Source organism: Pseudomonas sp. 11/12A, from assembly GCF_000800055.1.
GTDB classification, from domain to species: Bacteria; Pseudomonadota; Gammaproteobacteria; order Pseudomonadales; family Pseudomonadaceae; genus Aquipseudomonas; species Aquipseudomonas mohnii.
Window position 1 is genome coordinate 6,329,505 of record NZ_JUGV01000001.1, and the last position, 10,011, is coordinate 6,339,515.

Consider the following 10,011-nt stretch of genomic DNA (forward strand, 5'->3'; position numbering starts at 1 on the left):
TCGACTCCTTCGCCTTCCGCCGAATTACCGCCCAAGCTTCTCCAAGGCGGCATCAGCCAAAAAGGTAGACCGGCTCTTGATGTTGTGATCTCTCACGTATCGGTCAATTCGCTGAATCACAAAACCTGGAAGCGTCACATTCACTTTCTCGGTTTTCCCGAGATATGGAGTGATGTCTATTTCCAGCATGCCCCAGCCCATGTCTTTGAAGTCTGGGTTTTTCGCATGATCAGCCCATGAAGTCGGCCGAGGGATTTCGCCTCCGGCTGTTGCGATCTCCTCGAGCATGATATTCGCGATTTCCACTGCTGCGGTGTACGCCTCTTCGAAGGTATCGCCCGCAGTGATCGCGCCAGGGATGTCAGGGATTTGAATCCCGAAAGCTGTTTTGTCGTCGCCCCATTCGATACAGATTGGATATTGCATTTTCTTCTCCTGTGGAGGTGCAAGGGGTGAAGCCGGGTTACATCAACCCGGCTAGTTTCTTGATTGCCCTTACCGTTCCAAGTGGTAGGTCCTTCTTCGGGTGTGGCACTGGAACTGTTTGGGGTTTGTTGGGATGTTTGAACATATGGTGGCTTCCGGTGACGCGATCTAGAACCCATCCATCTGCTTCAAGCTCCTTTATCAACTGCCTGCTTTGCACCTCCATCTCCTTGTTTAGTTGATGGGATAATTATAACTCTAGGGTTATAGCTGGTCAATCAAAAAGGTGCGTCTAGAGTTATATTTTTATTGTTGGCCATAGCCAGAGTGGCCCCTCGGGGATGTCTGGACACCGATAAGCCGGTCAGTGCGGTGGTGCGATAAACACCGGCAGTCAGCGTGCTCCTGCTCCATCACCCTGGAGTAGCGCTGACGGACAGGAGGGGAAAGACCCTCACACCTATTTCAAAGGCTCGCCATATCGGTGGGCCTTTTTCGTTTCCGGTTCCCGTGCCTGCCTCCTTGCTTCGAGCGGATGTCAGCGCACTGGGCGCCGGTCTTATTACTCAGTCCCGCCAGGGAACAAGGGCGCCGCCCAGACAAGGACCACTGATGAACACAGAACACCAGACGCTTGCTGATGTGCCCTTCTGGATGCTGGTCCTGCTGAGCATGGCCGGGCTCTCCGGCGAGATGCTGAGGGCATCGGGTAGCGACCTGAGTCTGCGGCAGATCCTGCAGCGTGTGGCCTTGCGCTTCCTGGCATCTGGCCTGTTGGGCATGGCCACGCTGCTGCTTGCGCTGGCCCTGTGGAGCAACCTCTACCTGGCTGCTGGTCTGGGCATCGTCATCGCGGTGATTGGTGCTGACGTGGCTGGTGGGCTGTACACGCAGATCTTGGCTAAGAAGGCCGGCATCACAACAGGAGGTCGCAATGACCCGACCCAATGACAAGGCCGAGTATTACCAGATGAAGGGCATGGTCAGCGAGATGCCGGCGGAAGATCAGGCCGAGGTCATGAAGGCTGAGGCCGATGTGATCGCGATTGCCAAGCAGTCCGACAAGGCAATGATCGGTGCGCTCATGGCGATGATCAAGATCGCAGCTGAGGCCTAGTCATCATGGGAAACGACACCAGATCGTTCACGTTCAAGTCCCGTCACTACGACACCACCAAGCGGATCACCGGTAGGGCGCTACAGAAGCGCCGCCTAAGCGTCTGGACTAAAGACCCATGCTGCGCCATGTGCCGACGGCTCACTGAGTTCCCATCGGGCTTTGAACTGGACCATAAGGTGCCGCTGTTCAAGGATGGCGAAGACACCGAGGCCAACTGTCAGATCCTATGCGTTAGCCGGGATGGAAAGTCACCAGGCTGCCATGAGCGCAAGACAGCTGATGACCTTGGGTTCCGCTTGAAGATCCAGATCGGGCCTGATGGTTACCCTCTCGAATGATGAAAATGCACCGTTCTGGCGCGAAGATAGATGCGAATCGATCGCAAAGGGGAGGGGGAGGGGAAAACTTCAGGCGACGTGTTGCCGGAAATCGGCCCTCGCCCTTTCCTTTCATTAATCCGTAGTTTTTTGGTAAATCGCGATGGCCGAAAGAGGCAAAAAATCAGTCGCCTCGTTGTACGTGGCCAAGCCTGATGGCATCGATTCAAGGATGGCCCCGCCAGCGGGTTTGACGCCCGCTCAGAAGGCGACATGGGTCACCGTGGTAAATGCCCGGCCTGCCGATTGGTTTGGCCCTGAGAACGCAGCTCTGCTCGTCCAATACTGCCGACACAAAGTGCAGTCCGACATCCTGGCTCAACAGCTGGAATCCTTCGACCCGGCCTGGCTGCTGGAAGACGATGGCCTTAAGCGTTACGACAAACTCAGCGGTATGGTCGAGCGCGAAACCAGAACTATGAATGCGCTGCTCAGATCAATGCGCCTCACACAGCAAAGCTTGGTCCGAGCGGACAAGGCAGTACCTTCGGCAAAAGGACGTAAACCATGGCAGGGCGAAAACGACTGACCAGAGGCGAGCGCAATATCGCCTGGATCGAGAGTTTTTGCTGTATTCCCGAAGGGAAGATGGTCGGTAAGAAGGTCAAGTTGACCGCCAAGCAGCAGCATTGGATCAAGCGGATTTACGATTCACCGACCCGCACGTTCATTTTGTCCATGGCTCGCAAGAACGCCAAAACTGCGTTGAGCGCTTTCATCGTCCTATTGCACCTCTGTGGACCTGAAGCCCGTGCGAACTCACAGATTTACAGCGCCGCCCAGTCACGCGACCAGGCAGCGATCTTGTTTGAACTGGCCGCCAAGGTCGTTCGGATGAGCGAAGACCTTTCGACCTACGTGAACATCCGGGACACAGCAAAGGAATTGCTCTGCGGTGAGCTCGGCACGCTTTACAAGGCACTTAGCGCTGATGCGGCCACCAAGTTCGGTCTGAGTCCGGCGCTGATGATTCACGATGAACTGGGCCAGGTGATCGGTCCCAGATCACAGCTGTATGAAGCGCTGGAAACCGCCAGTGCGGCCCAGGAAGACCCGCTGTCGATCATCATCAGCACCCAGGCACCGACAGACGCCGATTTACTCAGCCTGCTGATCGATGACGCGCTGTCTGGCGCGGATCCGCGTAACAAGGTCGAGATTTGCACCGCACCAATGGATATGGATCCTTTTAGCGAGGAGGCCATACGGGCGGCAAACCCGCATTTCGATGACTTTATGAACAAGACTGAGGTGTTCCGCCAAGCATCCGATGCTAAGCGGTTGCCCAGTCGCGAACCGGCCTACCGAAATCTGATTCTGAATCAGCGCGTCGAGGCCAGGAGCCCGTTTGTAAACAGGACGATCTGGGCCGAAAACGGCGCCAGGCCAGCATCGATCGATGGCCGGCGCGTTTATGGCGGCCTCGATCTATCAGCGGTTAACGATTTGACCGCTCTGGAGCTGGTGAGCGAGGACGGCGACGTAGAGTCGACCTTCTGGCTGCCGGAAGAAGGGCTTGCAGAAAAATCCCGGAATGATCGGGTGCCCTACGATCAGTGGGCGCGAGATGGATACCTGGAAACCTGCCCAGGCCGTTCGATTGAGTATGACTTCGTGGCTGAACATCTTCGAACCGTGTTCGACCGGTGCGATGTCCAGTTCATCAACTTTGACCGTTACAACATGCGTTTCTTGAAGCCCTGCCTGATCAGAGCAGGGTTTTCGGAAGAGGAACTGGAGCGGTTCAAGGAGTTTGGCCAGGGTTTTCAAAGCATGTCGCCCGCGCTGCGGGAGCTGGAGTCTCGCCTATTGGGCAAGAAGCTTCGTCACGGCATGCACCCGGTGTTGACCATGTGCTCTGCAAACGCAGTAACGGTTACCGATCCGGCTGGCGGCCGCAAATTCACAAAATCCAAGGCAACCGGCCGCATTGACGGCATGGTGGCGCTGGCAATGGCCGTATCAGCTGCAAGTAGCGGCGAGGCGGAGGAAGCCGCGGCTGATCTTGATGCATTTCTATTCAGACCAATGAGTTTCTAATGGCCGATACCGACTACAGCATCGATCTGCGCACCCGCAGCCCCTTCTGGGCGCGCATGGCGAGCTTCTTTACGGGAGGCCGCCTCGTTACGCCTGAAAAGGGCTCACAGACCGGGCCCGTATCCGCGACAGGTGCGGTGGGCGACTCGGTGGTGTCTGATGAGCGCTCGCTACAGATCGCCACGGTATTTGCCTGTGTTCGCCTGATCTCAAGTGTGACGGCTTGCATGCCGCTGGACGTTTTCGAGACCAAGGGCGATGACCGGAGCAAAGTCGGCCTGGACAACCCGCTTGCGCGGCTCCTGCGCTACATGCCTAACCAGTACATGACCGCGTTTGACTTCCGCGTGGCCATGACCATGCAGCTTTGCTTCTACGGCAACGCGTATGCACTGATTCAGCGCAACTCGGCGGGCGACGTGATCAGCCTCATCCCTCTGTTATCGGTAAACATGGATGTCCGAATGGAGGATAAGCGGGTTGTCTATCGGTACCGCCGCGATACTGAGTATGCCGAGTTCAAGCAGAGCGACATTTTTCACCTGAAGGGTTTCGGATTTAACGGGCTTGTAGGTCTATCGCCTATCGCCTTCGGGGCAAAAACAGCTGGTGTCGCGGTGGCCATGGAAGATCAGCAGCGAGACTTCTACGCGAACGGCGCGAAGTCCCCGCAGATCCTCTCGACCGGCGATAAGACACTGACCGAAGCGCAGCGCGACCAACTCGACGTCAACTTCAAGGAGATATCGGGCGGTCCGGTGAAGAAGCGCCTCTGGATATTGGAAGCGGGATTCACCACCCAGGCCATCGGCGTGACGCCGCAGGACGCCGAAACCATGGCAGCCCGCAAGTTCCAAGTCAGCGAGTTGGCTCGCTTCTTTGGCGTGCCTCCGCACCTGGTGGGCGATGTTGAAAAGTCGACCAGTTGGGGCTCCGGCATTGAGCAACAGAACCTTGGCTTTTTGCAGTACACCATGGACCCATACTTGGAAATATGGGAGACCAGCATCCTGCGGTGGCTCGTCAAGCCTTCGGATGTGGGGCGCATTCATGCCGAGCATAATCGTGACGGCCTATTGAGCGGTGACTCCACAGCCAGGGCGAACTACATGAAGACTCTGGTCGACACCGGATTGCTCACCATCAATGAAGGCCGAAGGGTCAACAACCGACCTCCGCTTCCGGGTGGTGAGGTGGCTACACGGCAATCCCAAAACGTGCCCCTTGATCATCTTGGCAAAACGAACCCCGCCCCTAGCGGGGTTTAGTTTTTATGGAGCTATCGCATGTCCAATATTCAAAAGACCATTGCCTTCGAACAGGCCGAAATCAAGTTCGCTGGGAATGGTGCCCAAGGCGTCTTCGAGGGTTATGCCAGTGTTTTCAATAAGGTCGATGCTGATGGCGACATCATCCTGCCGGGCGCCTTCGCCAAAGCCCTGACTGGTCAAACGCGAGCGGTGGCGATGTTCTTCAATCACCAGCGCAACGAGATTCCCGTCGGCAAGTGGCTGCATCTTGAGGAAGACAGTAAGGGATTGCTGGCGCGAGGCGAGCTGACGCCTGGCAACCCTCAGTCCGAAGCGCTCAAATCCGCCATGCAACACGGCACGGTCAACGGACTTTCTGTCGGGTTCCTGGCAGCCGCCGGCGACTTCGACCGAATTGCGACCGGCATGTCCTTCAAATCCATGCAGCGGCTGCGCGAAATCAGCATCTGCACTGAGCCTGCCAATGAAGAGGCGGCAATCTCCTCGCTCAAGAGCATGGAGACCATCGAAACCATTCGTGACGCGGAACACTGGCTGAGGGATTCGGCCGGACTATCCAAGTCCGAGGCGCAGGCGTTGATCGCCCGCATCAAGTCCGCAGTTCGGAGCGATTCCGAAGGTGGCGAAATCACCGCGATCCTGGATCGCATCAAGTCCTTCCCATCTGTAGGAAAATAAACCATGTCCGAACTGGCCCAGATCCAAAAGGCAATCGAAGACGCGCAAAAGAACATGACTGATCTGTTCGATGCGCAGAAGAAAGAAATCACCAGCACCGGCGAGATTAGCAAGAAGCTGCAGACCGACCTGCAAACTGTCCAGGACGAACTGAAGACTGCCGGCACTCGCTTGTTCGATCTGGAGTCGAAGCTTGCCTCCGGCAATCTCGATAATCCGGAAACCAAGAAGTCGTTCGCCGAGCGTGCTGCCGAAGACCTGAAGAAGGGCTGGAACGGCTCCACTTCCGGCAAGGTTGACGTGAAAAGCTTCAGCAAGGCCCTGGGCGCCGGTGCCGGTTCGGCAGGAGCGCTGGTCCAGCCGCAGCAAAACCCGGGCATTCTGATGCCTGGTCTGCGCCGCCTCACCATCCGTGATCTGTTGGCCCAAGGCCGCACCACCTCGAACGCCATCGAGTACGTTCGCGAGAACGTGTTCATCAACAGCGCCGCGCCAGTTGCCGAGGGCAATCTGAAGCCCGAGTCGAGCCTGACCTTCACCAAGGAGACCGCGAACGTAAAAACTATCGCCCACTGGATTCAGGCCTCGCGCCAAATCATGGACGATGCGCCGATGCTGGAATCCTATGTGAATGGTCGCCTACTGTTTGGCCTGGATCTGGTGGAAGAAGGCCAGCTGCTCAACGGTGACGGTACCGGCGATAACCTGATCGGCTTGAACAAGGTTGCCACTGCCTATGACGTCGCGCTGAATGCCACCGGCGACACCCGGGCGGATCAGATTGCCCACGCCATCTTCCAAACGAGCGAGTCGGAGTTCGAGGCGTCCGGCCTGATCTTGAACCCGCGCGACTGGCATGCCATCGCACTGCTGAAAGATGCAGAAGGTCGCTACATCTTCGGCGGTCCTGCTGCTTTCGCCGCAAAGGTAATGTGGGGTCTGCCGGTTGTTGCCACCAAGGCTCAGGCTCAGGGCACCTTCACTGTCGGCGGCTTTGACCTGGCTTCGCAGGTCTGGGATCGCATGGATGCGACCATTGAAATCAGCAACCAGGACCGCGACAACTTCGTGAAGAACATGCTGACCATCCTCTGCGAAGAACGCCTGGCGGTAACTCACTACCGTCCGACCGCGATCATCAAAGGCACTTTCACTCCAGCGGCATAACCAAAGGTGCGGGGCAGGTAACTGCCCCGGTTCCAGCATGAAGAAGATTCGCGCATTACGTCAGTTTTCCCACTACCACGCCGGAAACTTTGACCAGTTCGAAGTCCGCAACGTTGCCGATGAAGTCGCTGAGCAGTTGATTGGTCTGGAGTTGGCAGAAGAAGTCGATGCCGGCCCAATCCTGGAGCAGGAGCAGGAGCAGGAGCAGGAGCAGGAGCAGGAGCAGGAGCAGGAGCAGGAGCAGGAGCAGGAGCAGGAGCAGGAGCAGGAAGCCTCGGCCCTCAAGAAGAAGGCAAAGTAAATGATCGATCTGGCCCGCGTGAAACTCCACCTACGTGTAGATGGTGACGAGGAAGACCCGGTCATCACCGGTTATTTCGAAGCCGCCAAGGCTCACGTTGCCATGCACTGCGATCGCGAGCTGGTCGAGACAGAGCCGACAGGTCCAGAACAGATGGCGTTCACTCCTGACGTTGAGCAAGCGGTGTTGCTGCTGGTCGGCCACTGGTACGCCAACCGTGAGGCTGTCGTGATCGGCGCAGCCGCCAGTCAAGTCCCGATGGGGGTAAATGCCCTGCTTTGGACAAGGAAGCGTTTTTGATGAGAGCCGGCCCACTACGTCATCGCTGCTCAGTGCAGTCACAACAAAGCGTTTCCGATGGCTACGGCGGCTACTCCGATGGATGGACTGAGCTGCGGAAGGTTTGGGCAGAAATCACCATGCCCACTGGGCGTACCGCTGTCGTTGCTCAACAGATCACCCGTGTGGTCACCGCCGAAATTCGAGTTCGCCCTACAGCTGATTTGGTTGTTGGCATGCGCATTGTCCGTGGGGCCGATCGCTACCTGGTCGAGGCTGCGCTGCCCGACAACGAGAACTCGATGCTTCGGCTGCTGTGTTCTCTCGTAGATGCCCAGGAGGCCTGATCATGGCGCGACGTTCCAGCGTGCAAGGCAATTTCAAGCTGCGCGGACTACTGCGTCGGATCGGTAGCCAGATGGAAAGCGATCTACGGCCAGCGATGGCAGAGGCTGCCAATCTGGTGTTGGCTACCCAGCAGGAACTCATTCCGCGCGATACCGGCGAGATTGAGGAAGCGCTTGAGTCCTTCGTCTCGAAAAGCGGCCTAGATGCCCAGATCGGGATTCGCGGTAAGAAGGACAATCGGCATTTCTTCTACGGAAGATTTTTGGAATTTGGCACAAAAGCCTATACCCGAGGCGACGGTACGGTTGCTGCTCGTCCTGCGCATCCCTGGTTACGTCCGTCCTACGATATGAACCGCGACGAAATCCAGTTAATCATCAGCAAGGCGATTGCCAGCACTCTGAAGAAAGCTGCGGAGGGTAGATGAGTGATCCAGGCTTAGCGCTGCAGAAAGCGCTGTTCGACAGGCTGTCAGTGCCAGGCGCTATTTCGTGCCCGGTATTCGATTACGTTCCTGAAAAGACGCCGCTTCCATATGTCGTGATGGACACGGAGGTTTCGAGCAATACCACGCCTATTTCCGGGAAAAAGCGCGAAAACCGACTGTTCTACATCGGCGTTTGGAGCAATCACAAAGGTCAGTCCGAAGTGAAGCGCATCAATGCCGAGATTGCTGCGGCGTTGGACGAAGTTCCCTTGCCCTTGAGCGTCGGAACCGCCATTTCAGTCCGAGTCCTTCGCACTGAGACAAACCGCGAGCCAGACGGCAAAACCTTCATGGGTAGCGTCGTCGTAAGAGTTATCACTCAACACTGATTCCGCCGAGCTCCACCAGCACCCGCCATTGAGCGGGTTTTTTATTGCTTGAAAACCACCCGCGCCCTGGAGGGCAATCATGACTATTAAAACTTCCGCCGGCGTCACGCTGCTGATCGGCCCGGCACATAACGTCAGTTATGGCGAGGATGCGGCTGGCATTACCGCTGCCATCGCTGCACTGAAGGCGCTCACCTACGTCGAGGTCGGCGAAGTTGAAGACGCTGGCGAGCTTGGCGACGAGGCCAGCACGGCCGACTTCACCGCACTGGCCAACCGCCGCAAACGCAAAGTTAAAGGCACCTTCGATGCCGGATCCCAGAGCATCACTTTGGGTGAAGACCCTAAGGACCTGGGACAGGCAGCATTGAAAGCGGCACTGCGTAGCGACTCTAACTACGCCGTCCAGATGGATTACGGCGATGGCTCCTCGGACTACTACCTGGTCCAGGTGCTGAGCTTCCGTAAGCAGATCGGTTCCGCTGAATCGATCCGTAAGGCCTCTGTCTCGCTGGCGATCAACTCAGCAATCTACGAAGACGCCCCACCGGCCGGCCCGTAAGACACACACCTCACAGGCGTCGTGCATCGCGGCGCCTGCTCCAATACTTCTATCTCAAGGAATACAGAACCATGTCCAAGACTGACCACGGCACCGTCGATGTTGAAGTTGGCAGCGAGATCTACACCCTGAACTTCAACCTGAAAGCTGTTCGCAGTGTCGAGCGCTTTTTCGGTGGTATCGGCCCTGCCTTGGCAGAACTGCAAAAGTTCAGCCTGAGCGCTGCCGCCAAGGTGATCATTGCCGGCGCAAACCTGACCCTTAAGCCCAAAGAGGTAGAGGCGCTCGAGGAGGAAATCTACGATCAAGGTGTTGGCGAAGTGACCGTGCCTCTGATCACCTTCATCGTGGCTCTGCTGAATCCGGCCGCCAAAACGGAAGAAGAGCTCGAAAAGGCCGCTGAAGCTGGCGCAGGCAAAGCAAAAAAGTAAATCGGCCGGGCAATGGTAGCTATGTGGATGAGCTGTTCTGCATCGCTACCGGCAGCCTCTACTGGTCCCCGAGAGACGCCTGGGAGACGCCTGTTCCTCAGATCATCATGGCGTGGGAGGCTCGTGTGGAATTCCTGCGCGCTACCAATCCCTATGGCCAAGGGGATAAACCATCAGGTCCGCGGGCGAATGAAA

The 10,011-nt window shown here is 57.0% G+C and carries 17 protein-coding genes; 15 read left to right on the forward strand and 2 right to left on the reverse strand.

Annotated features, from left to right (window positions below; translation table 11 throughout):
• Positions 1 to 24: 24 nt before the first annotated feature.
• The gene (locus tag GQ39_RS28885) at positions 25 to 426 is read right to left on the reverse strand and encodes a type II toxin-antitoxin system HicB family antitoxin (RefSeq protein WP_047537380.1); all 402 of its coding nucleotides are present in this window, start codon (positions 424 to 426) and stop codon (positions 25 to 27) included.
• A gap of 37 nt (positions 427 to 463) precedes the next feature.
• Complete coding sequence (locus GQ39_RS28890) at positions 464 to 646, reverse strand: type II toxin-antitoxin system HicA family toxin (RefSeq protein ID WP_047539277.1); 183 nt, start codon at positions 644 to 646, stop codon at positions 464 to 466.
• Positions 647 to 1,038: 392 nt separating this feature from the next.
• Here GQ39_RS28890 and GQ39_RS28895 point away from each other — a divergent pair, with 392 nt between their 5' ends.
• The 15 genes from GQ39_RS28895 to GQ39_RS28965 all read left to right on the forward strand — a co-directional run bounded on the left by GQ39_RS28895 (position 1,039) and on the right by GQ39_RS28965 (position 9,816).
• Positions 1,039 to 1,377: a phage holin family protein gene (locus GQ39_RS28895; protein WP_047537384.1), complete on the forward strand. Its 339-nt coding sequence runs from the start codon at positions 1,039 to 1,041 to the stop codon at positions 1,375 to 1,377.
• Positions 1,361 to 1,543 carry a hypothetical protein gene (locus GQ39_RS28900; RefSeq protein ID WP_047537387.1) on the forward strand — a complete coding sequence of 61 codons (183 nt, stop codon included), beginning with the start codon at positions 1,361 to 1,363 and terminating at the stop codon, positions 1,541 to 1,543. Before GQ39_RS28895 ends, GQ39_RS28900 begins: the two co-directional genes overlap by 17 nt.
• A gap of 128 nt (positions 1,544 to 1,671) precedes the next feature.
• On the forward strand, positions 1,672 to 1,884 hold the full coding sequence (locus GQ39_RS33450) for an HNH endonuclease (RefSeq protein WP_236693162.1): 213 nt from the start codon (positions 1,672 to 1,674) through the stop codon (positions 1,882 to 1,884).
• Positions 1,885 to 2,026: 142 nt separating this feature from the next.
• On the forward strand, positions 2,027 to 2,452 hold the full coding sequence (locus tag GQ39_RS28910) for a hypothetical protein (RefSeq protein ID WP_047537390.1): 426 nt from the start codon (positions 2,027 to 2,029) through the stop codon (positions 2,450 to 2,452).
• A complete protein-coding gene (locus tag GQ39_RS28915; RefSeq protein WP_047537393.1) occupies positions 2,431 to 3,963 on the forward strand; it encodes a terminase TerL endonuclease subunit in 1,533 nt (510 codons plus the stop codon). Before GQ39_RS28910 ends, GQ39_RS28915 begins: the two co-directional genes overlap by 22 nt.
• The gene (locus GQ39_RS28920) at positions 3,963 to 5,231 is read left to right on the forward strand and encodes a phage portal protein (protein ID WP_047537396.1); all 1,269 of its coding nucleotides are present in this window, start codon (positions 3,963 to 3,965) and stop codon (positions 5,229 to 5,231) included. Before GQ39_RS28915 ends, GQ39_RS28920 begins: the two co-directional genes overlap by 1 nt.
• A gap of 18 nt (positions 5,232 to 5,249) precedes the next feature.
• A complete protein-coding gene (locus GQ39_RS28925; protein WP_047537399.1) occupies positions 5,250 to 5,912 on the forward strand; it encodes an HK97 family phage prohead protease in 663 nt (220 codons plus the stop codon).
• Between the two features lie 3 nt (positions 5,913 to 5,915).
• Positions 5,916 to 7,079, forward strand: coding sequence for a phage major capsid protein (locus GQ39_RS28930; RefSeq protein ID WP_047537401.1), 1,164 nt, complete (start codon positions 5,916 to 5,918; stop codon positions 7,077 to 7,079).
• 37 nt (positions 7,080 to 7,116) lie between these two features.
• Positions 7,117 to 7,380, forward strand: coding sequence for a hypothetical protein (locus GQ39_RS28935; protein WP_081997994.1), 264 nt, complete (start codon positions 7,117 to 7,119; stop codon positions 7,378 to 7,380).
• Complete coding sequence (locus tag GQ39_RS28940; protein WP_047537404.1) at positions 7,381 to 7,680, forward strand: head-tail connector protein; 300 nt, start codon at positions 7,381 to 7,383, stop codon at positions 7,678 to 7,680.
• Complete coding sequence (locus GQ39_RS28945; protein WP_236693128.1) at positions 7,659 to 8,006, forward strand: phage head closure protein; 348 nt, start codon at positions 7,659 to 7,661, stop codon at positions 8,004 to 8,006. The genes GQ39_RS28940 and GQ39_RS28945 overlap by 22 nt, the downstream gene beginning before the upstream one ends.
• A gap of 2 nt (positions 8,007 to 8,008) precedes the next feature.
• Positions 8,009 to 8,434: an HK97-gp10 family putative phage morphogenesis protein gene (locus tag GQ39_RS28950; protein ID WP_047537410.1), complete on the forward strand. Its 426-nt coding sequence runs from the start codon at positions 8,009 to 8,011 to the stop codon at positions 8,432 to 8,434.
• Positions 8,431 to 8,823 (forward strand): DUF3168 domain-containing protein, encoded by a 393-nt coding sequence (locus GQ39_RS28955; RefSeq protein ID WP_047537413.1) that lies wholly within the window; start codon positions 8,431 to 8,433, stop codon positions 8,821 to 8,823. The genes GQ39_RS28950 and GQ39_RS28955 overlap by 4 nt, the downstream gene beginning before the upstream one ends.
• Before the next feature lie 79 nt (positions 8,824 to 8,902).
• A complete protein-coding gene (locus GQ39_RS28960; RefSeq protein ID WP_052193678.1) occupies positions 8,903 to 9,385 on the forward strand; it encodes a phage tail tube protein in 483 nt (160 codons plus the stop codon).
• A 71-nt stretch (positions 9,386 to 9,456) separates the two neighbouring features.
• Positions 9,457 to 9,816, forward strand: a complete 360-nt coding sequence (locus GQ39_RS28965; protein WP_052193680.1) for a hypothetical protein — start codon at positions 9,457 to 9,459, stop codon at positions 9,814 to 9,816.
• Positions 9,817 to 10,011: the final 195 nt, after the last annotated feature.

Bases quoted from the DNA above. Each gene is read 5' to 3' on its own strand.
- GQ39_RS28895 (WP_047537384.1), top strand. From the start codon at position 1,039: ATGAACACAGAACACCAGACGCTTGCTGATGTGCCCTTCTGGATGCTG.
- GQ39_RS28885 (WP_047537380.1), bottom strand. From the start codon at position 426: ATGCAATATCCAATCTGTATCGAATGGGGCGACGACAAAACAGCTTTC.
- GQ39_RS28910 (WP_047537390.1), top strand. From the start codon at position 2,027: ATGGCCGAAAGAGGCAAAAAATCAGTCGCCTCGTTGTACGTGGCCAAG.
- GQ39_RS28960 (WP_052193678.1), top strand. From the start codon at position 8,903: ATGACTATTAAAACTTCCGCCGGCGTCACGCTGCTGATCGGCCCGGCA.
- GQ39_RS28935 (WP_081997994.1), top strand. From the start codon at position 7,117: ATGAAGAAGATTCGCGCATTACGTCAGTTTTCCCACTACCACGCCGGA.
- GQ39_RS28965 (WP_052193680.1), top strand. From the start codon at position 9,457: ATGTCCAAGACTGACCACGGCACCGTCGATGTTGAAGTTGGCAGCGAG.
- GQ39_RS28950 (WP_047537410.1), top strand. From the start codon at position 8,009: ATGGCGCGACGTTCCAGCGTGCAAGGCAATTTCAAGCTGCGCGGACTA.
- GQ39_RS28920 (WP_047537396.1), top strand. From the start codon at position 3,963: ATGGCCGATACCGACTACAGCATCGATCTGCGCACCCGCAGCCCCTTC.
- GQ39_RS28915 (WP_047537393.1), top strand. From the start codon at position 2,431: ATGGCAGGGCGAAAACGACTGACCAGAGGCGAGCGCAATATCGCCTGG.
- GQ39_RS28940 (WP_047537404.1), top strand. From the start codon at position 7,381: ATGATCGATCTGGCCCGCGTGAAACTCCACCTACGTGTAGATGGTGAC.
- GQ39_RS28925 (WP_047537399.1), top strand. From the start codon at position 5,250: ATGTCCAATATTCAAAAGACCATTGCCTTCGAACAGGCCGAAATCAAG.
- GQ39_RS28930 (WP_047537401.1), top strand. From the start codon at position 5,916: ATGTCCGAACTGGCCCAGATCCAAAAGGCAATCGAAGACGCGCAAAAG.
- GQ39_RS28900 (WP_047537387.1), top strand. From the start codon at position 1,361: ATGACCCGACCCAATGACAAGGCCGAGTATTACCAGATGAAGGGCATG.
- GQ39_RS33450 (WP_236693162.1), top strand. From the start codon at position 1,672: ATGTGCCGACGGCTCACTGAGTTCCCATCGGGCTTTGAACTGGACCAT.
- GQ39_RS28955 (WP_047537413.1), top strand. From the start codon at position 8,431: ATGAGTGATCCAGGCTTAGCGCTGCAGAAAGCGCTGTTCGACAGGCTG.